At 74.7% G+C, this 23,984-nt stretch carries 18 protein-coding genes and 2 riboswitches; of the genes, 9 read left to right on the top strand and 9 right to left on the bottom strand.

The features are described from left to right. The first annotated feature begins 61 nt into the window (after nucleotides 1-61). A complete protein-coding gene (locus RM425_RS11030; RefSeq protein ID WP_311345248.1) occupies nucleotides 62-1,225 on the top strand; it encodes a Kelch repeat-containing protein in 1,164 nt (387 codons plus the stop codon). Between the two features lie 30 nt (nucleotides 1,226-1,255). Here the strand turns inward: RM425_RS11030 and RM425_RS11025 are convergent, their stop codons facing one another. Beyond that, nucleotides 1,256-2,530, bottom strand: coding sequence for a cytochrome P450 (locus RM425_RS11025; RefSeq protein ID WP_311345247.1), 1,275 nt, complete (start codon nucleotides 2,528-2,530; stop codon nucleotides 1,256-1,258). Nucleotides 2,531-2,750: 220 nt separating this feature from the next. Here RM425_RS11025 and RM425_RS11020 point away from each other — a divergent pair, with 220 nt between their 5' ends. Next, nucleotides 2,751-3,917: an alpha-hydroxy-acid oxidizing protein gene (locus RM425_RS11020; protein ID WP_311345246.1), complete on the top strand. Its 1,167-nt coding sequence runs from the start codon at nucleotides 2,751-2,753 to the stop codon at nucleotides 3,915-3,917. 57 nt (nucleotides 3,918-3,974) lie between these two features. On the opposite strand, the gene RM425_RS11015 is transcribed toward RM425_RS11020, so the two are convergent. Continuing rightward, entirely contained in the window at nucleotides 3,975-6,116 is a 2,142-nt protein-coding gene (locus tag RM425_RS11015) for an acyltransferase family protein (protein ID WP_311345245.1), read from the bottom strand. 199 nt (nucleotides 6,117-6,315) lie between these two features. Next, complete coding sequence (gene cobN, locus RM425_RS11010) at nucleotides 6,316-9,942, bottom strand: cobaltochelatase subunit CobN (protein WP_311345244.1); 3,627 nt, start codon at nucleotides 9,940-9,942, stop codon at nucleotides 6,316-6,318. Between the two features lie 52 nt (nucleotides 9,943-9,994). After that, nucleotides 9,995-10,064: riboswitch (cobalamin riboswitch) on the bottom strand. 82 nt (nucleotides 10,065-10,146) lie between these two features. Between cobN and cobG the strand changes: the two genes are divergently transcribed. Further along, on the top strand, nucleotides 10,147-11,298 hold the full coding sequence (gene cobG, locus RM425_RS11005) for a precorrin-3B synthase (protein WP_311345243.1): 1,152 nt from the start codon (nucleotides 10,147-10,149) through the stop codon (nucleotides 11,296-11,298). A gap of 4 nt (nucleotides 11,299-11,302) precedes the next feature. Here cobG and RM425_RS11000 read toward each other — a convergent pair whose 3' ends face one another. After that, nucleotides 11,303-11,947: a dihydrofolate reductase family protein gene (locus tag RM425_RS11000; protein WP_311345242.1), complete on the bottom strand. Its 645-nt coding sequence runs from the start codon at nucleotides 11,945-11,947 to the stop codon at nucleotides 11,303-11,305. 177 nt (nucleotides 11,948-12,124) lie between these two features. On the opposite strand from RM425_RS11000, the gene RM425_RS10995 reads away from it, so the two are divergent. The 4 genes from RM425_RS10995 (at nucleotide 12,125) to RM425_RS10980 (ending at nucleotide 16,216) form a co-directional block, all read left to right on the top strand. Next, complete coding sequence (locus RM425_RS10995) at nucleotides 12,125-13,366, top strand: HNH endonuclease signature motif containing protein (protein ID WP_311345241.1); 1,242 nt, start codon at nucleotides 12,125-12,127, stop codon at nucleotides 13,364-13,366. Nucleotides 13,367-13,583: 217 nt separating this feature from the next. Next, nucleotides 13,584-14,222: a precorrin-8X methylmutase gene (locus RM425_RS10990; protein WP_449495085.1), complete on the top strand. Its 639-nt coding sequence runs from the start codon at nucleotides 13,584-13,586 to the stop codon at nucleotides 14,220-14,222. After that, entirely contained in the window at nucleotides 14,219-15,769 is a 1,551-nt protein-coding gene (locus RM425_RS10985) for a precorrin-2 C(20)-methyltransferase (RefSeq protein ID WP_311345240.1), read from the top strand. Before RM425_RS10990 ends, RM425_RS10985 begins: the two co-directional genes overlap by 4 nt. A gap of 12 nt (nucleotides 15,770-15,781) precedes the next feature. Continuing rightward, on the top strand, nucleotides 15,782-16,216 hold the full coding sequence (locus tag RM425_RS10980; protein WP_311345239.1) for a hypothetical protein: 435 nt from the start codon (nucleotides 15,782-15,784) through the stop codon (nucleotides 16,214-16,216). A gap of 1 nt (nucleotide 16,217) precedes the next feature. On the opposite strand, the gene RM425_RS10975 is transcribed toward RM425_RS10980, so the two are convergent. Further along, nucleotides 16,218-16,955 (bottom strand): cobalt-precorrin-6A reductase, encoded by a 738-nt coding sequence (locus RM425_RS10975; RefSeq protein ID WP_311345238.1) that lies wholly within the window; start codon nucleotides 16,953-16,955, stop codon nucleotides 16,218-16,220. A 20-nt stretch (nucleotides 16,956-16,975) separates the two neighbouring features. Between RM425_RS10975 and RM425_RS10970 the strand changes: the two genes are divergently transcribed. After that, the gene (locus RM425_RS10970) at nucleotides 16,976-18,070 is read left to right on the top strand and encodes a cobalt-precorrin-5B (C(1))-methyltransferase (protein ID WP_311345237.1); all 1,095 of its coding nucleotides are present in this window, start codon (nucleotides 16,976-16,978) and stop codon (nucleotides 18,068-18,070) included. 8 nt (nucleotides 18,071-18,078) lie between these two features. On the opposite strand, the gene cobM is transcribed toward RM425_RS10970, so the two are convergent. The 4 genes from cobM to RM425_RS10950 all read right to left on the bottom strand — a co-directional run bounded on the left by cobM (nucleotide 18,079) and on the right by RM425_RS10950 (nucleotide 21,581). Continuing rightward, entirely contained in the window at nucleotides 18,079-18,819 is a 741-nt protein-coding gene (cobM, locus tag RM425_RS10965) for a precorrin-4 C(11)-methyltransferase (protein WP_311345236.1), read from the bottom strand. Next, the gene (cbiE, locus tag RM425_RS10960; protein ID WP_311345235.1) at nucleotides 18,816-20,048 is read right to left on the bottom strand and encodes a precorrin-6y C5,15-methyltransferase (decarboxylating) subunit CbiE; all 1,233 of its coding nucleotides are present in this window, start codon (nucleotides 20,046-20,048) and stop codon (nucleotides 18,816-18,818) included. The genes cobM and cbiE overlap by 4 nt, the downstream gene beginning before the upstream one ends. Nucleotides 20,049-20,164: 116 nt before the next feature. Beyond that, on the bottom strand, nucleotides 20,165-20,920 hold the full coding sequence (locus RM425_RS10955) for a maleylpyruvate isomerase family mycothiol-dependent enzyme (RefSeq protein WP_311345234.1): 756 nt from the start codon (nucleotides 20,918-20,920) through the stop codon (nucleotides 20,165-20,167). 16 nt (nucleotides 20,921-20,936) lie between these two features. Then, nucleotides 20,937-21,581: a TetR/AcrR family transcriptional regulator gene (locus RM425_RS10950; protein ID WP_311345233.1), complete on the bottom strand. Its 645-nt coding sequence runs from the start codon at nucleotides 21,579-21,581 to the stop codon at nucleotides 20,937-20,939. Nucleotides 21,582-21,712: 131 nt separating this feature from the next. Continuing rightward, nucleotides 21,713-21,785: riboswitch (cobalamin riboswitch) on the top strand. Nucleotides 21,786-21,861: 76 nt separating this feature from the next. On the opposite strand from RM425_RS10950, the gene RM425_RS10945 reads away from it, so the two are divergent. Beyond that, the gene (locus tag RM425_RS10945) at nucleotides 21,862-23,964 is read left to right on the top strand and encodes a putative cobaltochelatase (protein ID WP_311345232.1); all 2,103 of its coding nucleotides are present in this window, start codon (nucleotides 21,862-21,864) and stop codon (nucleotides 23,962-23,964) included. The last annotated feature ends 20 nt before the right edge of the window (nucleotides 23,965-23,984 follow it).

The raw sequence follows: 23,984 nt of genomic DNA, 5'->3' as shown, positions 1-23,984 counted from the left end.
ACAGGTCTCTTCCCTGCCGCCGCCGGGGTCGGGCCCCGTGAGCAGGCGCATCCTCCGGGTCGTGCTCGCTAGCGCCCTCCTCGCCGCGACCGTGACAGGGTGCTCGACCGCGGACGCGGAGCAGGCGCCGGAGACGGGTGCCGGGTGGCGCCAGCTACCGGATCCGCCTCTGGGACCGCGCGACGACGCCGTGCTCGTCGGCCTGGGCGACCGGGTGCTCGTCGTCGGCGGCGAGGAGTTCTCCTGCCCGCCGAACGCCGACTGCACCGCACCGCAGGAGCCGCTGTTCGACGACGGCGCCGTCTACGACTCGGCGACGGACGCCTGGCGCGCCACCGCGCCACCTCCGTTCGGCCTGCGCCGCGGACGGGGCGTGACCGCCGCGCTCGACGGCACCGCCTACCTGGTCACCACCTGCGCGGACGGACCGGCGTGCGAGGCGCCGCCCCGGCTGCTGTCCTACCGCCCGGACGACGACCGGTGGACCGACCACGGTCCCGTCCCCGGACCGCAGCCGCTCCCCCGCCGGGTCACCACGGTGGGCGGGAGCCTGCTGGTGTACTCGACCGGCGACACGCTCGTCGAGGCCGCCGACCTGCTCTTCGACCCGGAGACCTCGGCCTGGACCGAGCTGCCTGACGACCCGCTGCCCATGACCGACGACCGCTTCATGGTGCCGGTGGAGGGTCACCTCGTCCTCGCCGCTTCCCCGAGCGCCGTCCTGCCCCCGGACACCGGATCCGCGGACCCGGCTGCCCGCTCCGACCGCACGCCGGCTGCCCGGTTCGACCTCGACCGCGGCGAGTGGGCCGTGCTCCCGGACGCCCCCGGACAGGGACACCAGCTGCTGCCCACCGACCGTGGGCCGCTGCTGGACGGGCACTACAGCGGCGCGTCCGGCTGGCTCCTGGACACCGGCACGTGGACGTGGTCCGCGCTGCCGGTGCACGACCTCGAGTACGACGACATCAACGGCGTGCTGGACCGCGACCGAGCCGTCTACGACATCCACAGCCTCGCCTTCACGCGGCTCCTGGTCTACGACAGCGTGACGGACGCGTACGTGACCTTCCCATCGCCGCCCGGCCGCGAGGACGTCTACGGCGACTCCAGCACCGCCCTCGGACGGGACCTCGTCGTCGTCGGCGGGCAGCGGTCGGGCACCGCGCCCGGTGACGACGATCCCGCCGCCGATGCCTGGCTGTGGATCGCTCCCGCCGGCTGACGACGGGCCCTTGCCACCCGGAGGGCCGGCTCAGCCGATGCGCAGCGGCAGTGCCCGTGGCCCACGGATCTGCCCGGTGGACCAGCGCACGCCCGCCGGGTCCGCCAGCGTGAACTCCGGGACGCGGTCCAGCCAGACGTCGAGCGCCACCCGCAGCTCCATCCGCGCGAGGTGCGACCCGACGCAGCGGTGGATGCCCAGCCCGAAGGCGGCGTGCCGGTTGACCTCGCGGTCGATGATCACCTTGTCGGCGTCCTCGAACCGCTCCGGGTCCCGGTTGGCGGCCGGGAAGGGCAGCAGCACCCAGTCCTCGGCCTTCATCTCCACCCCGCCGAACGTCATGTCCTGCTTGACCAGCCGCGCCATGGTGACCGGCGCGTAGGCGCGCAGGAACTCCTCGACCGCCGTCGCGCGCAGGGACCGGTCCTCGACCAGGCGACGGCGGTCCTCGGGATGCGTCGCCAGGTGCCACAGCGAGGAGCCGATCGCGCTCCACGTGGTGTCGATACCGGCGATGAGCAGCAGGGCCATGGTGCCGGCCACGTGCTGGGGCTCCAGCTTCTGCCCGTAGAGCTCGGCGTTGATCAGGTGCGTCGTCAGGTCGTCCCGCGGGTTCTCCAGGTGGTCGCGGATCTGCGCCAGGAGGTAGTCGAAGAGCTGGTCACCGCGCTCCTCGCGCTCCTCGAGCGTCTGGTTGATCCCCTCGAGGGCGTCCTCGACGAACTCCTTGAACCTCGCCCCGTCCTCGGCGGGGAAGCCGAGCATGTCGGCGATCACCCGGATCGGGATGTGCATCCCGTACTCGGTCGCCGCGTCCACGAGCTCCCGGCCCTCCAGGGCGTCGATCAGCGAGTGGCAGAACGCCTCGGTCGTCACCGCCTGCCTGGCCACGTTGGTCTTGGTGAACGCCGGCAGCAGGAGCTTGCGGGCGTCGTGGTGGAACGGCGGATCCGACGAGATCGGCGGCTCCCCGCCGACCGGCGCCAGGTCCAGCGGGGGGCGGTAGTTGCCGGCGATGATCGCGCGGGAGCTGAAGTGCTCGGTGTCGTAGGCGATCGCCGCGACGTCCTCGTAGCGCGTGGGCAGCCACGCCCCGCCGAAGCGCTCGGTGTGCGCGATCGGGCAGCGGGCGCGCAGGTCGTCCCAGATGCGGTGCGCGTTCTCGGCGTACTCCTCCTCCATGTGCGAGAAGTCGGTGGCCCAGTCCGACACCGGCCCGGTCACGATCTCGTTCCACGTGCCGAGGTCCTCGCGTTCGATCTGCCGCTCGCGGAAATCGTCGGTGAACCTGTCGTCGACGGTCATCGTCGCTCCTTCTCCAGCGGATCACGGATCGTGCGATGGGGACGGCTCGGCGGCCCGGCCCGAACCCGTCAATTGAAATGTGATTCAGTTCACCCCGTCAAGGCCTTCGGCCCCGGCACGTGCGCGGATGGCCGCGCGTCGTGCCCGCGGCCGGTAGGTGCCTACGATCCGCACGGTCGGGAGCCCCGGCCCGCGCCGACGAGAACGACGAGGAGTGCACGTGGCCAACCACGGCGAGTGGCAGTTCGGGATCTACTTCAGCGGGCTGGTCGGCGAGAAGCCGACGCTGCCGATGGACTACGCCGCCCTCGAGCGGGCCGCCGAGGCCGCCATGTCCGAGGAGGTCTGGTCCTACGTGGCCGGCGGCGCCGGGAACGAGCACACCCAGCGCGCCAACGTGACCGCCTTCGAGCGCTGGGGCCTCATGCCACGGATGCTGGCCGGGGCCGCGCAGCGCGACCTCGGCGTCGAGCTGTTCGGCCACCAGCTGCCGACGCCGCTGATGCTGGCCCCCGTCGGGGTCATCGGCATCTGCGAGCCCGAGGGGCACGGCGATCTCACGACCGCGCGCGCCGCAGCCGCCACCGGCGTCCCGATGATCGCCTCGACGCTGATGCAGGACCCGATGGAGGACGTCGCCGCCGCCCTCGGGGACACACCGGGCTGGTTCCAGCTCTACCCGCCGAACGACCGCGAGCTGACCGAGAGCCTGGTCCGGCGGGCCGAGGCGGCCGGGTACCGGGCCATCGTCATCACCCTGGACACCCTCACCCTGGGCTGGCGGCCGCGGGACCTGACGATCGCCAGCTTCCCGCAGCTCACCGGCCTGTGCCTGGCCAACTACACCTCCGACCCGGTGTTCCGCTCCCGGCTGGACGCTCCTCCGGAGGAGGACCCGCAGGCCGCCACCGGGCTCTGGGCCAGAATCTTCGGCAACCAGAGCCTGAGCTGGGACGACCTCGGCTGGCTGCGTTCGCTCACCACGCTGCCGATCCTGCTCAAGGGCATCTGCTCGCCGGACGACGCGCGACGTGCCGTCGACGCCGGCATCGACGGCATCTACTGCTCCAACCACGGGGGGCGGCAGGCCAACGGCGGGCTGCCCGCGCTGGACTGCCTGGCCGATGTCGTGGACGCCGCCGGGGACGCCCCGGTGATCTTCGACAGCGGGGTCCGCGGCGGGCCCGACGTCGTCAAGGCCCTCGCCATGGGCGCCCGGGCCGTCGCGATCGGCCGCCCGTACGCCTACGGGCTCGCCGTCGGCGGTCAGGCCGGCATCGAGCACGTGGTGCGCTCCATGCTCGCGGAGACCGACCTGACCATGGCCGTCGACGGCTATCCGACGATCGCCTCGCTCACGCGCGACGCGCTGCGCCCCGTCGGCTGAGACCGGCGGCGTCCCCAGGATCCCCGGGGGCGCCGCGAGCGGGAGCGCCGATCGCCGTCAGCCGCCCAGGATCGCGGGCACCATGACCGGAGCGATCGTGCGCGCGTAGTTCGCGGTGAGATGGTTGTAGTGGGCGTAGACCGGGGTCGTGCCCACGACCGACGGGCAGAGGTCCTGCACGCAGAACCACGCCTCGCTGTCCACGAACCTCGCGCCGGCCGCCGCAGCGGCGCGCTGCTCGAGCGGCCGGAACTCGTCGTAGATGGCGTGCGGCGCGTTGTTGCAGCTGCTGGGAATGCTGCCCGGGCCGAGGCACGTCTCGAAGGTGTCCGACGCCGGCGGCGGCGCCACCACCACCAGCTCGGCACCGGAGGGCGCCAGCGTCCTGAGCAGCTCGGTCGCGCCGGCCTCGAACGTCGGGCGCAGCTGCGGCCGGCGGTAGCCGTTGCTGGCGATCACCAGGTCCGGCCGGTTGTCGAGGATCCACTGCGTCGCCCACTCCCGGTGCGCGACGCACCCGCGCGACGAGTCGTCCTCGGGCGTCCCGGGGGCCAGGTTGGGGCACGCCTCGTAGGTCAGGACCTGGATGGACCAGCCGGCGGGCTCGAGTTCCTGGCGGAGCCCGGGCAGCCAGCTCATGGCGATGGAGTCGCCCAGCAGGACGGCTCGCCGGGGAGCGTCCCGGTCTCCGAACAGGCAGTCGTCGACGTTCTCCACCGTGACGTTGAGGCAGCCGCCGTCACGCCACTCGGGGGCCACGGCCTCGCGGAGCTCGTCGAGCGCGGGATCCAGCTCTCCCCATGCCGGTGCGGTCAGCGACACCCGGATCTCCTCGGCCAGCACGTCCGCGGGGCTGGGCGGCGCGGCGGCATCGGCGGTCGACGGCCGGGGTGCGGCGTCCGCGGCCGCCTGCGCGGCGTCCTGTGCCGCCCGGTTCGCCTGCCCGGTGGGCGCCAGCACCGTGAAGACCGGCACGGAGACCGCCACCGCCGCGACTGCCGTCACGGTGACCACCTTCGCCCGCCGGAAGACCTGGCTCGCCTTGGCCGATCGTTGCCGGGCCGGCGTACCGACCAACCACCGGGAGTGCAGCACCGGCTGCTCGACGGCGTAGAAGCTCACCGTGGCCAGGAGCAGCGACAACGCCGTCGCCGTGGCGTAGAAGGCGACGGTGCCGCCGGCCATCACGGTGGCCAGGAGCACGACGACGGGCCAGTGCCAGAGGTACAGCGAGTAGGAGATGCGGCCGACGTAGCGAGCGGGGGCGCTGCCGAGGGCCCAGGCGACGCGGGGCCCGCCGGGTGCCGCGCCGAAGGCCACCAGCAGGACCGCGGAGAGGATCGGGAGCAGCGCGGCCGATCCCGGGAAAGGGGTCTCGGGCGAGATCACGAAGGCCGACAGGAGGACGCCGGCCAGGCCCGCCCAGGCGAGGACGGCGCGGAGCGGGCCGGGGAGCCGGGCCAGCTGCACCGCTGCCACGGCGACGAGCGCACCCGCCCCCAGCTCCCATGCGCGGGCGAAGGTGGAGAAGTAGGCGGTGTCCGGGGACGCGGCCGTGGCGTGGACCGACCACGCCAGGGAGGCAGCGGACACCGCCAGGAGCACCGTGCCGGTCAGCGGTCCCCGGAGACGGCCACGCGCCAGGGGCACGGCGTAGATCGCCAGGATCAGGACTGGCCAGACCAGGTAGAACTGCTCCTCCACCGCCAGCGACCAGAAGTGCTGCACGGGCGAGGGCGGCAGGCCCTCCTGGAAGTAGTCGGTCGACTGCCGCGCGAAGTTGATGTTCGCGCCGAAGAACGCTGCCCAGAGGACGTCGCTCACGGTCTGCGTGAACCGCCCGCCCAGGAACAGGAACCACGAGGCCAGCACCGTGACGGCCAGCGTGGCCCCCGCCGCGGGGAGGATCCGGCGGGCGCGGCGGACGTAGAAGCCGCGGAAGGAGATCCGGCCGGTCCTGGCGCGTTCGCGCAGGAGCAGTCCGGTGATCAGGAAGCCGGAGATCACGAAGAAGACGTCGACGCCGATGAAGCCGCCCGCGGGCCAGCCGGTGACGTGGTCCAGCAGCACGAGCCCGACCGCCACGGCGCGGAGACCCTCGATGTCCGCGCGGAAGTGGCCCTGCTCCGCCTGCCCAGCCGGAGCGGCGCGCGGCGCTCTGTGGCGGCCCCTCCCACCGGTGGCTGGAGCGTGCGTCATCGGTGCTCGCCCCCCTCGGGCAACTCTCGCCTCACGAAGGTGGCTGGCGTCACTCCAGGGAAACACGAAACTGGTAGGTCATCCAACTGGTACCCCCCTCGGGAGGACACCACCCCGCCTCACGGCGACACCGTTCCGGCCGGGATGCGCGGACCGCCCCTCGCCGCCCTCCCGGTCGCCGTCCAGCCGACGGGTGGGATCAGCGGCCTACCTGCGCCGGGGATTCCCCGCCCTCCAGGTCGCCCTCGGTGTCCAGGTAGGCCTGCTGCAGCTCGGCCAGCAGCGCCGGATCGGGCTCGGCCCACATCTTCCGGTCGACGGCCTCGAGCAGCCGCTCGGCGATGCCGTGCAGCGCCCACGGGTTCGACTGCTCCATGAACTCGCGGTTCTCGGGGTCCAGCACGTAGCTCCGCGCGAGTCCCTCGTACATCCAGTCGGCGACCACGCCGGTGGTGGCGTCGTAGCCGAACAGGTAGTCCACCGTCGCGGCCATCTCGAAGGCGCCCTTGTAGCCGTGCCGCCGCATCGCGGCCAGCCACTTCGGGTTGACCACCCGCGCGCGGAAGACCCGGGAGGTCTCCTCGACCAGGGAGCGGGTGCGCACGTGCTCGGGGCGGGTGGAGTCGCCGATGTAGGCCTTCGGGGAGGCGCCGGTCAGCGCGCGGACGGTGGCGACCATGCCGCCGTGGTACTGGAAGTAGTCATCGGAGTCGGCGATGTCGTGCTCGCGGGTGTCGATGTTCTTGGCCGCCACCGCGATCCGCCGGTACGAGGTCTCCATGTCCGCGCGTGCCGCCACGCCGTCCAGGTCCCGCCCGTAGGCGTAGCCGCCCCACACGGCGTAGACCTCGGCGAGGTCCGCGTCGGTGCGCCAGTTGCGGCTGTCGATCAGCGACAGCAGCCCGGCGCCGTAGGCCCCGGGCTTGGACCCGAACACCCGCGTGGTGGCCCGCCGGCGGTCCCCGTGCTCGGCGACGTCGGCGTCCACGTGGGCCCGCACGAAGTTCTGCTCCGGCGTCTCGTCCAACCCCGCGGCGAGGGTGACGGCGTCGTCGAGCATGGTGACCACGTACGGGAAGGCGTCCCGGAAGAACCCGGAGATCCGCACGGTGACGTCGATCCGCGGGCGCCCCAGCTCCGCCAGGGGGATCGGCTCCAGCGCGGTGACCCGGCGGGACGCCTCGTCCCACACCGGGCGGACGCCGAGCAGCGCCAGCACCTGGGCGACGTCGTCGCCGGAGGTGCGCATGGCCGAGGTGCCCCACACCGAGAGCCCCACCGAGCGCGGGTGCTCCCCCGTCTCGGTGACGTACCGCTCCACGAGCGACTCGGCCAGGCCCTGCCCGGTCTCCCAGGCCAGCCGGGAGGGCACCGCGCGGGGGTCGACGGAGTAGAAGTTGCGGCCGGTCGGCAGCACGTTGACCAGCCCGCGCAGCGGGGAGCCGGAGGGGCCGGCGGGCACGTACCCGCCGTCCAGCGCGTGCAGCGCCATGTCGATCTCGTCGGTGGTGCGCGCCAGCCGGGGCACCACCTCGGCGACGGCGAAGTGCAGCACCCGCTCGACCTCGGCGTGCGGCTCCCCCAGCACGCGCTCGACGACGGCCGCTACCGCATCAGGTGCCCAGCCGGCCGCCTCCATCGCGGTGACCAGCGCCAGTGCCCGCGCCTCGACCTCGTCGGTCTCGTGCAGCCCGGCCGACCCGTCCTCGACCAGGCCCAGCGCCTCGCGCAGACCGGGCATCGCGACCGAGCCGCCCCAGATCTGCCGGGCCCGCAGGATCGCCAGCACCAGCCCGACGCGGGCGTCGCCTTCCGGAGGCGAGCCGAACACGTGCAGCCCGTCGCGGATCTGGCTGTCCTTGATGGCGCACAGCCAGCCGTCGACGTGCAGGATCATCTCGTCGAACTCGGCGTCGTGCGGCCGGTCGTCCAGGCCCAGGTCGTGGTCCAGCTTGGCGGCCTGGATGAGCGTCCAGATCTGCTGCCGGACGGCGGGCAGCTTGGGCGGGTCCATCGCCGCGATGTTGGCGTGCTCGTCGAGCAACTGCTCCAGCCGGGCGATGTCGCCGTAGGTGTCCGCGCGGGCCATCGGCGGCACCATGTGGTCGATGAGCACCGCGTGGGCCCGGCGCTTGGCCTGCGACCCCTCCCCCGGGTCGTTGACCAGGAACGGGTAGACCATCGGCAGGTCACCGAGCGCGGCGTCCGGGGCGCACGCCGCGGACAGCCCGACGGTCTTGCCGGGCATCCACTCCAGGTTGCCGTGCTTGCCCACGTGCACGACCGCGTGCGCGCCGAAGGACGAGCGCAGCCAGTGGTAGGCGGCCAGGTAGTGGTGGCTGGGCGGCAGGTCGGGGTCGTGGTAGATCGCGATCGGGTTCTCGCCGAAACCGCGCGGCGGCTGCACCATCACCACGACGTTGCCGGCGCGCAGGGCCGCGAACACGATGCAGTCGTCGGTCGGGTCCACGAACAGCTCACCGGGGGGCGGTCCCCAGTGCTCGACCATCCGGTCGGTCAGCTCGGCGGGCAGCGTGTCGAAGAAGCGGCGGTACTCGGCGGCCGGGATGCGGACCGGGTTGCCCGACAGCTGCTCGGCGGTCAGCCAGTCCGGGTCCTGCCCGCCGGCCTCGATCAGCGCGTGCACCAGCCGGTCGCCGTCCAGGTCGGCGACGCCGGGCAGCGAACCCTCGCCGTCGAACGGGCCGATGTCGTAGCCCTCCCCGGCCATCGCGGCCAGCAGCCGGACCACCGACGCCGGGGTGTCCAGGCCGACCGCGTTGCCGATCCGCGCGTGCTTGGTCGGGTACGCCGACAGCATCACGACGATCTTCCGGTCCGCCGGCGCGGTGTGCCGGAGCCGGGCGTGCGCGACGGCGGTGCCGGCGACCCGTGCGGCCCGCTCGGGGTCGGGCACGTAGGAGGTCAGGCCCTCGTCGTCGACCTCCTTGAAGGAGAACGGGACGCTGATGATCCGGCCGTCGAACTCGGGGATGGCCACCTGGTTGCCGACGTCGAGCGGGGAGAGCCCGTCGTCGTTGGCCGCCCACGTCTCGCGCGGGGTGCCGAGCACCAGGCCCTGGATGACCGGCACGTCCAGGCGGGCCAGCTCGCCGACGTCCCAGGCGCCGTCGTCCCCACCGGCCTGGGCAGTGGCCGGCTTGGAGCCGCCGGCCGCCAGGACGGTGACGACCATGGCGTCGACCGTGCGCAGCACGTCGAGCATCGCCGGGTCGACCGCGCGCAGCGACGCGGTGTAGATCGGCACGGGCACGCCACCGGCGGTCTCGATCGCCTCGGACAGCGTGTGCACGAAAGCGGTGTTCCCGGCCAGGTGGTGCGCCCGGTAGTAGAGGACGGCGACCCGCGGGCCGGTCGCGGTGCTCGGGCGGTCCAGCAGCCCCCAGTCCGGCGCGACCGCCGGCGTCTCGAAGCCCTCGCCGTCCAGCAGCACGGTGTCGGCCAGGAAGCGGTGCAGCTGCACCAGGTTGTCCGGGCCGCCCTGGGCGAGGTAGGCGTGCGCCTCGGTGGCGACGCCCATCGGCACCGTGGACAGCGCCATCAGCTCGGCGTCGGGCAGCTGCTCCCCACCCAGCACCACGACCGGCACGCCACTGTCCAGCAGGGGTGTGAGCATGTCCTCGTACTTGCGGGCGGCCCCGAGGATCCGGACGACGACGAGGTCGGTGCCGGCGGCGAATTCGGCGAGCTGCCCTGGGCCGACGCGGTAGGGATTGCCGAGCTTCCAGTCCGACGCACTGGCCTTGGCCGAGAGCAGGTCGGTGTCCGAGGTGGACAGGAGCGTGAACGTGCGCTGGGTGCTCATGGGGAAGCCTTCCCTCGGGGTCCGCGCCCCGGGTCGTCGGGCACGGCAGCCGGAGTATCTGGCTCCCCCGGTCGCCCGGGGTCACAGTGGCGGGACCGCACCGGAGTCGCACCGGTTTCCTCACGCACTGCCGTGATGGGGGGACCGTACCCGCTGCCCGATCCCGCGCCGCACCACGGCGGCCGACGTACCCTCGCTCCCGCCATGACCGCTCCCCGCCCGCTCCGCGACCGGGCGGACGCCTGCCCCGGCGCGCTGCAGACGCACGCCGCCGCCGACGGCGCCCTGGCGCGGGTCCGGGTCCCCGGCGGCGCGCTGACTCCGGTGCAGCTTCTCGTGCTGAGCGCGGCCGCCCGCGAGCTCGGCGACGGCGCCCTCGAGTTGACCAGCCGGGGGAACGTGCAGCTCCGCGGCCTGCGGTCCGGCTCCGAGACCGAGCTCGGCGACCGGCTGGCGGCGGCCGGGCTGCTGCCCAGCGCCACCCACGAGACGGCGCGCAACGTCCTGGCCAGCGTGCTCAGCGGCCGGGCCGGCGGGCTGCTCGACGCACGGCCGTGGGTGCCGGCCTTCGACGCGGCGCTCTGCGCCGACCCGCGGCTGGCGGAGCTGCCGGGCCGGTTCCTCGCCGCGTTCGACGACGGACGCGGCGACGTCGCCGGGCTGGGTGCCGACGTCGGGCTGCTCGCGCTGGGGTCCGGCGACGTCGCGCTGCTCCTGGCCGGCACCGACACCGGGCTGCGCTGCTCGCCCGGCGGTGCGGTCGATCTCGCCCTCGCCGCGACCCGCGCGTTCCTCGACGAGCGCGCGGCCCAGGGCGGCACGGCCTGGCGGGTGAAGGAGCTCGCCGACGGGCCCGGACGGATCGCGGCCGCCCTCGGGCGCCGGCGGGGCCCGCTGGTCCCCGTGCCACCGGCGGCGACCTCCGGCCCCGCCGGGGCGGTGCCCCAGGACGACGGCCGCACCGCGCTGGGCGCCGTCGTCCCCCTGGGCCGGCTGACGGCCGCCCAGGCGGAGCTGCTCGCTGCGACCGCGAGCGGGGACCTGCAGCTCACGCCCTGGCGCAGCGTCGTCGTCCCGGACCTGCCCGACGCCGCGGCGGCGCCCTCCCTCGCGGCGGCCGGTCTGGAGCTGGACCCCGGCAGCCCGTGGCTGCGGGTGACCGCCTGCGCCGGGCGGCCCGGGTGCACGAAGTCGCTGGCCGACGTCCGCGGTGACGTCGTCCGGGCGGTGGCCGCGGGCACCCTCCCGGCGGGCGGCGCCCGGCAGCACTGGGTCGGGTGCGAACGGCGCTGCGGACGGCCCTCCGGCGAGGTCCTGGACGTCGTGGCGACGGGTTCCGGCTACCGCGTCGGCTGAGCGGTCATCTCCGCCAGAACAGGTGGTGGGTCACCCCGCTCGGGCTCGGGACGACGTCGCAGTGGAAGCGCTCGTGCAGCTCCTCGGGCGACGTCCACAACCGGGCGCCGGCACCGAGCTCGACCGGCGCGACCGCGACGTGCAGCGTGTCGACGAGGTCGGCGTCGAGGAACTCCCGGACGACCGTCGCACCCCCACCGAGCCGGACGTCCCTGCCCTGCGCCGCCTCCCTTGCCTGCTCGAGCACCTCGGCCGGTGACCCGTCGACGAAGTGGAACGTGGTGTCCGACAGCGTGAACGAGGGGCGCGGGTGGTGGGTCATGACGAACACCGGCGTGTGGAACGGCGGCTCGTCGCCCCACCAGCCCTGCCACTCGTGGTTCTCCCACGGGCCGCGGTGGGGGCTGAACTTGTGGGCGCCCATGATCTCGGCGCCGATGTTGTGGGAGAAGTCGCGGGTGAAGTAGTCGTCCAGGCCGCGACTCCCGCCGGGGTCGGTGCGGTTGGGCCAGCTCGCCGTGGCACCCGCCCAGGCCATCATGGTGGCGGGATCGGCGTGGCCGAACGGCCGCTCCAGGCTCTGGCCCTCGCCGGCGCCGAAGCCGTCGCTCGAGACGACGAAGTTCTGGACTCTCAGCAGCTGGGTCACGGGGCTCCTTCTCGATGGTCGACGACGGTTGGACCACCAAGGCCTGCGAAAGTCATCGCCGCGCGAGCTCGGCAGGGCAGCGAGCAGCCTGCGCAAGGGCTGCGCGCAATCTGTGGACATGCGTCTGACCTGCGAGTTCGGATGGTGGGAGAGACGTCGGAGCGGTAGTATTCGTACATGTGTTCGACCTCGTGTGCGGCTCCGCTGGCGTGCCTCGCCGGTGCGCTCGACGCGCTGGCCGGGCAGGACCTGAAGTCGTCGTTCGGGCCGGCGGTGCTCGAGCGGACCGACGCGTTGGTGCGCGCGCGGAACCGGCTGGACGCCGAACTGGCACGCACCGTGCGCGAGGGTGAGCTGACCCAGGCCGCCGAGCACGACGGCAAGGCCTCGATGGCCTCCTGGCTGCGCGGTCACCACCGGCTGTCCAAGGCTGAGGCGGGCCGGGTGGTGCGGTCCGGGCGGGCGCTGGAGCAGCTGCCCGTGCTGGCCGTGGCGGCCGCCGCGGGTGCGGTCCCGGCGGAGGCGGTGAACGCGATCGCGCCGATCGCCGCACCGGACGCGCTCGCCGCCGCCGACGCCCAAGGCGTGGACGTCGCCGAGATCGACGCCGCCCTGACCCGCGCGGCGATCACCGCACCGCACGCCGACCTGCGCCAGGCCGTCGGGCACTACCTCGCCCGCCTCGACCCCGACGGCCCCGAACCCGACCCCACCGAGCAGCGGTCGCTGACGATCACCCGGCACACCGACGGGTCGGTGTCCTTCCACGGAACCCTCGATGCCGTGGGCGGGGAGAAGTTCCACGCCGCGGTCGAGTCGATCCGACAGGCCAACCGCCCCGCCGGGGACACCCGCACCCGCGCCCAGCAGGGCGGCGACGCGCTGGTGCAGCTGGCCGACAACGCACTCGCGTCCGGGAACCTGCCGACGATGCGGACGGTGAAGCCGCACGTCGCGGTCATCATCGACCTGGACGACCTGGTCGACCCCCACCCCGGCGCCGACGCCGGGCGCACCGGGTTCGGAGCGCTGATCTCCGCCGCCCGCGCCCGCTGGCTGGCCTGCGACAGCGTCGTCAGCCGCGTGGTGATGGGCCCCGACGGGCAGCTGCTGGACCTGGGGCGCACCCACCGGGTCGTCCCACCACACCTGCGCCGGGCGGTGGAGATCAGGGACCGCACCTGCGTGTTCGCCGGGTGCGACGCCCCCAGCCACTGGTGCGACGTCCACCACGTCCTCGAATGGCTCGCCCACGACGGGCCGACCTCCTTGGACAACTCGGCGCTGCTGTGCGAACGGCATCACACCAAGGTCCACCACGGATTCCGGCTGGAACGACAACCCGACGGCCGATGGCGCACCTGGCGCCCCGACGGCACCGAGATCGTCGTCTTCGACCCGTTCCTGATCAGCGCCTGAGCACCGATCCACCCTGCTCAGGCCTGCCCTCACCGCCCTGCCCGGGCCCGCCCCGGCGCGCTGATGGACCGGCGGGCGGCACTCGCCCGGCGTCCGCACACGTGCTGCGTGGACGCGCCGGCCGGCCGCCCGCCGTCCGGGGCTCCCCCGGTGGGGCCACCGAGCGCGACGTAGCCTCGCCCCCGCACGGCGCTCGCCCGCGCCGGCACCGAGTGCGATGGAGACCCCGCAGCGCATGTACGAGTACGAGAAGGACGGCGCCGAGATCTACCGGCAGTCGTTCGCGACCATCCGCGCCGAGGCCGATCTCGCCCGTCTGCCCGAGGACGTCGCCCGGGTGGCGGTCCGCATGATCCACGCCTGCGGGCAGGTGGACCTGGTCGAGGACGTGGCCTACTCCCCCGCCGTGGTCGAGCGCGCCCGGGCCGCCCTCGACGCCGGGGCGCCCGTGCTCTGCGACGTCCAGATGGTCGCCTCGGGCGTCACCCGGCGCCGGCTGCCGAAGGACAACGACGTGGTCTGCACGCTCAACGACCCACGCACGCCCGCGCTCGCCGCGGACCTGGGCACCACCCGCACCGCCGCCGCGCTCGAACTGTGGCGTGACCGGCTCGACGGTGCCGTGGTCGCCATCGGCAACGCGCCCACCGCGCTGTTCCACCTGCTCGAGATGGTCGCCGCCGGAGGTCCCCGGCCGGCCGCCGTCCTCGGCATCCCGGTGGGCTTCATCGGCGCGGCCGAGTCCAAGGACGCGCTCGCCGCCTCGGACCTCGACTTCCTCGTCGTCCGCGGCCGGCGCGGAGGCAGCGCGATCACCGCCGCCGCGGTCAACGCGATCGCGAGCGACGTCGAATGAGCTTCGAGCAGGGCCAGGACGGCCATGAGGCGACGCGCACGAGCGGCCGCCTGTACGGGGTCGGGCTCGGGCCCGGCGACCCGGAGCTGATCACCGTCAAGGCCGCCCGGCTGATCGGGGCGGCCGACGTCGTCGCCTTCCACGCCGCTCGGCACGGCCGGTCGGTGGCCCGCGGGATCGCCGCGCCGTACCTGCGGGAGGGCCAGATCGAGGAGCTGCTCGTCTACCCGGTCACCACCGAGACCACCGACCACCCCGGCGGCTACCAGGGCGCCATCGACGAGTTCTACGAGGCCGCGGCCGCCCGGCTGGCCGCGCACCTGGAGGCCGGTCGCGACGTCGTCGTGCTGGCCGAGGGCGACCCGTTCTTCTACGGCTCGTACATGCACATGCACAAGCGGCTCGCGCACCGGTTCCCGACCGAGGTCGTCCCCGGCGTGACCAGCGTCAGCGGCGCGGCTGCGGCCGTCGGCCGGCCGCTGGTCGAGCGCGACGAGGTGCTCACCGTCCTCCCGGGCACGCTGCCCGCCGACGAGCTCGCCGAGTGGCTCTCGACCACAGACTCGGCCGCGGTGATGAAGCTCGGCCGCACGTTCCCGCAGGTCCGCGAGGCGTTCGACCAGGCCGGCGTCCTGGACCGCGCCCTCTACGTCGAGCGGGCCACGACCGACGGGCAGCGCACGATGCCGCTGGCGGACGTCGACCCGGCGAGCGTCCCGTACTTCTCCCTCGCCCTGCTGCCGAGCCCGCTCACCGGCGAGCTGCCCGTCGAGGAGCGGGCCGCCCACGAGGACGCGACCGCCGGCGAGGTCGTCGTGGTCGGCCTGGGCCCCGGCGCGCGGTACTGGACGACGCCGGAGGCCGCCGACGCGCTCGCCGGCGCCGACGTGCTGATCGGCTACGGCCCCTACCTGGACCGGGTGGCGGTCAACCCGCGCCAGGAGCGGTACCCGAGCGACAACCGGGTGGAGGCCGAACGCGCCGCGCACGCCCTCGAACTGGCGCGCTCAGGACGACGGGTCGCGGTCGTCTCCAGCGGCGACCCCGGCGTCTTCGCGATGGCCGCCGCGGTGCTGGAGGTGGCCGGGCAGCCGCAGTTCGCCGACGTGCCGGTGCGCATCGTCCCCGGGCTGACCGCGGCCCAGGCGGTGGCCTCGAAGGCCGGCGCCCCGCTCGGGCACGACTTCTGCGTGATGTCGCTGTCCGACGTGCTCAAGCCGTGGGACGTCGTCGTCGACCGGTTGCGGCACGCAGCGGCCGCGGACCTCGTGATCGCCCTCTACAACCCCCGGTCGAAGCACCGCCCGCACCAGCTCGGCGAGGCGCAGCAGGTGCTGCTGGAGAACCGCTCGCCCGAGACCGTCGTGGTGGTCGGCCGGGACGTCGGCGGGCCCGAGGAGCGGCTGACCGTGACCAGCCTCGGCGAGCTGGACCCCGAGACCGTCGACATGAGGTGCCTGCTGATCATCGGGTCCTCGCAGACCCGCGTCGGCCCGTCCGGCCAGGTCTGGACGTCGCGGAGCTACCCACGGGACGCCGCCGGCTGACACCCTGACCCGGTGGTACGACGAGCGCTGCGCATCCGGCCGGCCGCCGTCCTGCTCATCGGGCTGGCGGGCTGCGGGAACGGCCCGCCGCAGGTGTGCAGCCTGGTCATGCTCGAGTCGTCCGTGGCCGCGGACCTGAGCGGTCTCGATGTCGACCTGCGGTCCGTCGACGCCGTGCTCTGCGTCGAGGACGACTGCGCTGCCCCCGATCCCTGGTCCGGGGATGCCCCGCCCGGGGACACCGTCCGCCGGGTCGGCCCGGACATCCCGCGCGGGGACGAGGTGCAGGTGCGGATCGTCCTCACCGATTCCGGCACGGGGGCCGAGGTCTACCGCGGCAGCGGGGCGGTGCCGGTCGAGGTGGTCGAGCCGAACGGCCCCGGCTGCGGGGAGACGCCCGTCCTGCCCACGGTCACCGCCGACCCCGACGGCACGCTGCGCTCCTGACCTACCGGCGGCACAGCCACGCGACGGCGTCGTCGACGGTTGCGACCGTCGGCACCCCGGGCGGCAGGGCCGGCCGGCGCACCAGCACCACCGGCAGCGCGAGTTCACGGGCGGCGACGAGCTTGGCCGCCGTCATGGCGCCGCCGCTGTCCTTGGTGACGACCACCTGGACGGCGTGTTCGCGCAGCAGGGCCAGCTCGTCGTCGAGGCTGAACGGGCCGCGCTCGAGGACCACGGTGGTGCGCGCCGGCAGCGGCGGGTCCGGCGGGTCGACCGACCGCACGAGGCAGTGCGCCGTCAGCCCGGCGAAGGCGGCCAGCCCCTTCCGTCCGGTGGTGAGGAAGACGCGGTCGAACCCGGCAACGGCTGCCGCGGCGGCCTCGAGCGAGTCGACCCAGCGCCAGTCGTCGCCCGGCTGCGCGGTCCAGCCCGGCCGCTGCAGCCGCAGCAGGGGCACGCGCGCCACCTCGGCGGCGGCCGCGGCGGAGGCGGTCATCGTGGCGGCGAAGGGGTGGGTCGCGTCCACCACGACGTCCACGGTGTGCTCCGTCAGCCAGGCGGCCAGGCCGGCGGCCCCGCCGAAACCACCGATGCGCACCTCCCCCGGCGGCAGCCGCGGGTCGGCGACCCGCCCGGCCAGCGAGCTGAGGACGTCGACGTCCTCGGCGACCAGGGCCGTGGCCAGCCGACGCGCCTCGCCCGTGCCGCCGAGCACGAGCACCCGACCGGTCCGGCTCACCACCCGTGCATCCTGATGACGTGACCACCGCGGGCAGGGAGGGCAGCAGCGGGCTGCGCTACGGCTGGACGACGGGCGCCTGCGCGACCGCCGCGACCACCGCCGCGTACACCGCGCTGCTCACCGGCGAGTTCCCCGACCCGGTGACCATCGACCTCCCGAAGGACAACCACCCGTCGTTCGCGCTGGCCAGGGAGGCGCTCGGGGACGGCGTCGCCACGGTAGGCGTCGTCAAGGACGCCGGCGACGACCCCGACGTCACGCACGGCGCCCTGGTGAGCGCCCGGGTCACGCACGGCGAGCCCGGCAGCGGCGTGACGTTCCGGGCCGGACCCGGCGTCGGCACGGTCACCAAGCCGGGGCTCCCGCTGCCCGTCGGCGAGCCGGCGATCAACCCGATGCCCCGGCAGTTCATGCGGGAGCACGTCGCTGCGGTGGCCTCCCGTCACGGTGGCACCGGCGACGTCGTCGTCGAGATCTCCGTCGAGCACGGCGAGGAGCTGGCGCGCAGGACCTGGAACCCCCGTCTCGGCATCCTCGGCGGGCTGTCGATCCTGGGCACGACCGGCGTCGTCGTCCCCTACTCGTGCTCGGCGTGGATCGACTCGATCCGCCGCGGCATCGACGTCGCCCGGGCCGCCGGGCACCAGCACGTCGCCGGGTGCACCGGGTCCACCAGCGAGCGGGTGGCCGCCGACCTGCACGGCCTGCCCGAGGACGCACTGCTGGACATGGGCGACTTCGCCGGCGCCGTCCTGAAGTACCTGCGCCGCCATCCGGTGCCCCGGCTGACCGTCGCCGGTGGGATCGGGAAGCTGGCCAAGCTCGCCGACGGTCACCTCGACCTGCACTCCGGCCGCTCGCAGGTGTCGACGGAGTCGCTGGCCACCCGGGTCCGCGAGGCCGGCGGTCCGCCGGAGCTGGTCGCCGGTGTGCGCGCCGCCAACACCGCCCTCGACGCGCTGCAGCAGTGCTCGGCCGCCGGCGTCCCGCTCGGCGACCTGGTCGCGGCCGGCGCCCGCGACACCGCGCTCGGCGTGCTCCAGGGCGCGCCGGTCGACGTGGACGTCGTGGTCATCGACCGCGGCGGGACGATCGTCGGGCGCGCGGGCTGACCGGTCCCTCAGCGGCATCGCGTCGTCGAGTAGAGGTGGCTGTCGGGGAACTCCCCCGCGGTCAGCACCGCACCGACGATCACCACCGCCGTCCGCTTCACCCCGGCGGTCTCGACCTGCTCGGCGATGTCGTCGAGCGTGCCCCGCAGGATCAGCTCGTCGTCCCGGCTGGCCCGGGCGACCACCGCCACCGGGCAGTCCGCGCCGTAGTGCGGGACCAGCTCGGGCACCAGCTCGGCGATCCGCTGCACGGCCAGGTGCAGCACCAGGGTCGCCCGCGAGGCGCCGAGCGTGGCCAGGTCCTCGCCGGGAGGCATCGGCGTGGAGCGGGCCGAGGTGCGGGTCAGGATCACCGTCTGGCCGACGCCGGGGACGGTCAGCTCCCGCTTGAGCGACGCGGCCGCGGCGGCGAACGCCGGCACGCCGGGGACGACGTCGTAGGGCACGCCGGCCGCGTCGAGCCGGCGCATCTGCTCGGCCATCGCGCTGTACACCGACGGGTCGCCGGAGTGCAGCCGGGCGACGTCGTGCCCGGCCTCGTCCGCGGCGACCAGCTCCGCGGTGATCTGGTCGAGGTCGAGATCGGCGGTGTCGACCAGCCGGGCTCCGGCCGGGGCGGTGTCCAGCAGCTCGCGCGGCACCAGCGCGCCCGCGTAGAGGCAGACGGGCGCGGCGGCGATGATCCGCGCCGCCCGCAGCGTGATCAGGTCGGCGGCACCCGGGCCCGCTCCGATGAAGTGCACCGTCATGGCTTGACTCCCGACCAGATCGTCACGGGCATGGCCGGCTTCCAGCCGGTGAAGCCGCCCACCGGGACCGTGTGCGCGATGCCGACACGCACCAGCTCACCACCGGAACGGGCGAAGCGGTCGGCGAGCACCGCCTCGCTCTCCAGCGTGACCGCGTTGACCACCATGCGCCCGCCGGCGGGCAGGGCCTCCCAGCAGACGTCCAGCACGCCGGGCACGGTCGCCCCGCCTCCCACGAAGACGGCGTCGGGCACGGCGAGCCCGGCCAGGGCCCCGGGCGCCCGGCCCTTCACCACCTGCAGATCGGGCACCCCGAGCCGGCCGGCGTTGCGCACGATCCGCTCGGCCCGGTCCGGTGCGCTCTCCACGGCGACCGCCCGGCAGGACGTATGCGTGCGCATCCACTCGATGCCGATCGACCCCGAGCCCGCGCCGACGTCCCAGAGCAGCTGACCGGGCAGCGGACCCAGCCGGGCGAGGGTGACGGCCCGGACGTCGCGCTTGGTCAGCTGGCCGTCGTGCTCGTAGGCCTCGTCCGGCAGCCCCGGCGTCGTCGGCAGCGGCACGGTGCCCGGGTCGGCGACCACCTCGACGGCGGTCACCACCAGAGGATCGGTCTCGGCGTGCGGCCAGTCGACGGCGCTGCCGGTGAACCGCCGCTCGCCCGGCCCGCCCAGCTGGGCCAGGGCCGTGATCCTGCTGGCGCCGTAGCCCCACGCCGCCAGGCGGTGCGCCACCGCCGCGGGTGACTCGGCGTCCGAGCCCAGCACCAGCAGCCGGCGGCCCGGGGTCACGTGCGGGCCCAGCAGCTCGACCGGCCGGCCGACGACCGCGACGACGGTGGTCTCCTCCACCGACCAGCCCATCCGCGCACAGGCCAGCGTCACCGACGACGGGTGCGGGACGACGTCGACGGCCTGGGGCCCGAGCACGCGGACCAGCGAGGTGCCGATTCCGGAGAACATCGGGTCGCCGCTGGCCAGCACGACCACCCGGCGGCCGGGGTGGGCCTCGCGGAGGCCGGCGAGCGCCGGCGCCAGGGGCCGGGGCCAGGGCACCCGTTCCGCGGTCACCGACGGCGGCACCAGGGCGAGCTGGCGGTCGCTGCCGCGCAGCACGTCGGCGCCTTCGATCGCCCGCTGGGCGGTCGACGACAGGCCGGCCCACCCGTCGGCGCCGATGCCCACGACGGTGACCGGCGCGGCTCCGTCCCGCTCGTCAGCACGCACGACCGGCGATCCTAGGCACGGGCCCGTGAGGCCGGTCGACACGATGTGCGGCGATGGACACCCCGATCGCGACCGGCCCGGCCCTGCCGCTCGGCCGGATCCGGGAACGGGCGAGGTCAGAAGGGGACCTGCTGCCCGAGCAGACCGGCCCCGCTCCCCCGTCCCGACAGCACCCGGCAGAACTCGACCGCGTCGAGCTCCAGCTCCTCTCCGCCCGTTCCCGAGGACCACCGGCCCCCGGCCGGGCCGGTCAGGACCAACCGGTAGGGCCGGCCGTGACGCTGCGCCCACTCGGCGACGACGTCGGCGACCAGGACCCCGTCGTGCCCGGGGGTGAGCTCCAGCTCGTGACCGGTCGCGCGGCACACGTCGACGCGGTGCATCCACACGTCGCGGGTCAGGACCACGTCGAGCAGGAAGCCGATCCGCCAGTACTCGCGGACGTCCGCCATGACCTGCTCCTCGGGCAGCTTCACGCGGCCCGCGATCCGGGACATCCGGCGCCGGCCCCGCAGGGCGCGGGGCGTGGTGGTCTCCAGCGCGGTCACGATCGCCGGTCCGTCCAGACCGGCGTGCGTGCGCACCTGCACGTCGGTCAGGGCGTCGATGCCGCCGCCGGCCTTGCCGGCCAGCCGCTGCTGGCGGGCCATCTCGCGCACCGAAGCGGCCATCTCCGCCATGCCGAGCACGTGCGCGGCCATCGCCGTGACGTCCCAGCCGGGACAGTCCGTGGACCTGTTCCAGTCGTCGGCCGACAGGTCCCGGAGGACGGCGTGGATGCGTGCGTACTCGGTGGCGGCGAGCCGGTAGGCGGTGTCCCTGTCCAGGGCGGCGGTCCGCGGGCGGGAGAGAGCAGGAGCAGGAGCGGTCACGACGGACCTCCTCGGATCAGCGGGCGGATGGGATCTCTCGGTGGTGGCGCAGCCACATGTCCATGACGTCGGGCAGGACGGCGGTGAAGAAGCCGGTCTCGAACGGTTCGCCCGGCGCGTTGGACAGCTGCTGGGAGATGACCCCGCCGACCAGCGCCGTCCAGGTGCGGTAGGCGCGGTCGATGTCCACGTCCGCGGCGAGGTGCCCGGCGTCCCGCAGACGGACCAGGAGCGCACGGGACTCGGCGTCCAGTTCGACGGCCGGCGCGTACGCGCGCGCCGAGGGCGCGAAGCCGGGCACCGGACGCCAGAACATGAGCGCCGAGTGGGCCGGGTGCTCGACGGCCCAGCGGACCAGGACGGCCGTGCCGCCACGCAGGGCGGCGAGCGGATCGGTGTCCTCCCCGGTCGCCCCGGCCTCGCGCAGCGTCTCCCGCAGGGCACGCCACCCACGCTCGAACAGGGCGTCGTAGAGAGCGTGCTTGCCGTCGAAGTACCCGTAGAGGGACGGCGGGCGGACGCCCATCCGGCGGGCCACCTCGCCGAGCGTCAGCCCGGCGGCACCGTGCTCCGCCATCACCTCGACGGCGACGTCGAGCACCTGCTCGATCGTCTCCTGCCGACGCCGCTGCCGACGGTCCAGGGGTACCGCTCCGGTCACGACGACGACTCTTCTCCTCATGCCATTAGGAAGTCAACAGAGCCTTAGGTAACTGCCGCGCGGGGAGAGCCCGGTCTTTGCCGTCGCCGTCGCGTCGTGGTCTCATTGCGCCGCCACACGCGACGGCAGTGGAGGAAGCCCGGTGAGATTCCGGCGCGGTCCCGCCACTGTGAGCCGGCCTCCGGGCCGGTGAGTCAGGAACTCCCGCCGTCGCGCTCCTGCCACCTCCGGGCGTGGACACCCGGGGAGAGGACGCGTGTTCCGTGCGCCGTATCCGCGCATGACCTACCCCTTCAGCGCCGTCGTCGGCATGGACGACATGCGGCTGGCCCTGCTCCTCAACGCCGTCTCCCCCGCCGTCGGCGGCGTGCTGGTGCGCGGCGAGAAGGGCACGGCGAAGTCGACGACGGTCCGCGCACTGGCCGCGGTGCTGCCGCCGGTCGCCGTGGTGCCCGGCTGCCGCTTCGCCTGCGACCCCGCCGCTCCTGATCCGGCGTGCCCCGACGGGCCGCACGAGCCGACCGCCGGTGGCCCGGTGCGTCCCGCGCGGCTGGTGGAGCTGCCCGTGGGTGCGTCCGAGGACCGGGTCGTCGGCTCGCTGGACCTCGAGCGCGCACTGACCGAGGGCGTGAAGGCGTTCGAGCCCGGCCTGCTGGCCGCGGCGCACCGGGGCGTGCTGTACGTCGACGAGGTCAACCTGCTGCACGACCACCTCGTCGACCTGCTGCTGGACGCCGCGGCCATGGGCACCGCCTACGTCGAGCGCGAGGGCGTCTCCGTCCGGCACGCCGCCCGTTTCCTGCTCGTCGGGACGATGAACCCGGAGGAGGGCGAGCTGCGGCCGCAGCTGCTCGACCGCTTCGGCCTGACCGTCGAGGTGGCCGCGCCCCGCGACCCCGCCGAGCGCGCCGAGGTGGTGCGCCGCCGGTTCGCCTCCGACGCCGATCCGGCCGGGTTCGCGGCCACGTGGTCGACCGAGGAGTCGGGGCTGGCCGCCCGCATCGCCGACGCCCGTGCCCGGCTGCCGCGCGTGGTCCTCTCCGACGCCGCCCTGCAGCAGGTGACCGCGGTGTGCGCCGCCTTCGACGTCGACGGGCTGCGCGCCGACCTGGTCACCGCCCGCGCCGCGATCGCGCACGCCGCCTGGTGCGGCCGCGACGAGGTGACCGAGGACGACGTCCGGGTCGCCGCCCGCCTTGCGCTGCCGCACCGCCGCCGTCGCAACCCCTTCGACGCCCCGGGGCTCGACGAGGAGACGCTGGAGCAGGCACTGTCCGACAGCCGCCCCGACTCCCCGCCCGACGACGACCCCGCCCCGCCCGAGGGCACCGACCCCACCGACGGCGGCCCCGACGGCGGCAGCCCGCCACCGGTCGACGGCTCCCCCGGCGACGGCTCGTCCGGCGACGACGGCGGCCACCACGGCCGCGAGGACGGCGCGGGTGACGGCTCGCAGTCCGGCCAGGACGGCCGGCACGGCCCCGAGGGCGGCGAGCCGACGACGGCGCCCCGGGGCGAGGGCGGCGGCCACGTCGATGCCTCCCCCGCACCCGACCGGGCCGCGGTCGCGCCGTCCGACCCGTTCCGCGCGCGGCGACTGGAGGTGCCCGGCATCGGCGCCGGCGCGGCCGGCCGGCGGTCGCGGGCCCGCTCGGAGCGAGGCCGGGTCGTCGGCTCCAGCCACCCGACCGGCGCCGTCACGAAGCTGCACCTGACCGCCACCGTGCTGGCCGCCGCACCGCACCAGCGGGCCCGCGGCCGCAGCGGTCCGGGTCTGCGGATCGCCCGCGAGGACCTTCGCCAGGCCACCGTCGAGGGCCGCGAGGGCAACCTCGTCCTCTTCGTGGTCGACGCCAGCGGCTCGATGGGCTCCCGGGCCCGGATGGCCGCGGTCAAGGGGGCGGTGCTGTCGCTGCTCCTCGACGCCTACCAGCGTCGCGACAAGGTCGGCATGGTCACCTTCCGCGGTGCCACGGCGGAGCTCGCGCTCCCGCCCACCTGGTCGGTGGAGGCGGCGGCCGCGCGGCTGACCGACCTGCCCACCGGCGGACGGACCCCGCTGGCCGCGGGGCTGCTGGAGGCGCACCGCGTCCTCCGGCTGGAACGGATCCGCGATCCGAAGCGCCGCCCGCTGCTCGTCGTCGTCACCGACGGGCGGGCCACCGGTACGCGGGGCAGTGGATCGCTGGCCGAGGCCCGGGCGGCAGCGATGCTGCTGGCCGCAGCCGGAACCGCCGCGGTCGTGGTCGACTGCGAGTCCGGGCCCGTCCGGCTCGGCCTGGCCGGGGCACTGGGAACGGCGCTCGGCGCGGAGACCCTGCGCCTGGAGGAGCTCGGCGCCGACGCGCTCGCCGCCACCGTCCGCAGCGCCAGGGCGGCCTAGGTGAGCGAGCGTGCGAGCTC

The organism is Blastococcus goldschmidtiae (genome assembly GCF_031845325.1).
GTDB classification, from domain to species: domain Bacteria; phylum Actinomycetota; class Actinomycetes; order Mycobacteriales; family Geodermatophilaceae; genus Blastococcus; species Blastococcus goldschmidtiae.
The sequence above is the reverse complement of the archived record's forward strand: the minus strand, read 5'-3'. Positions and strand labels throughout refer to the sequence as shown.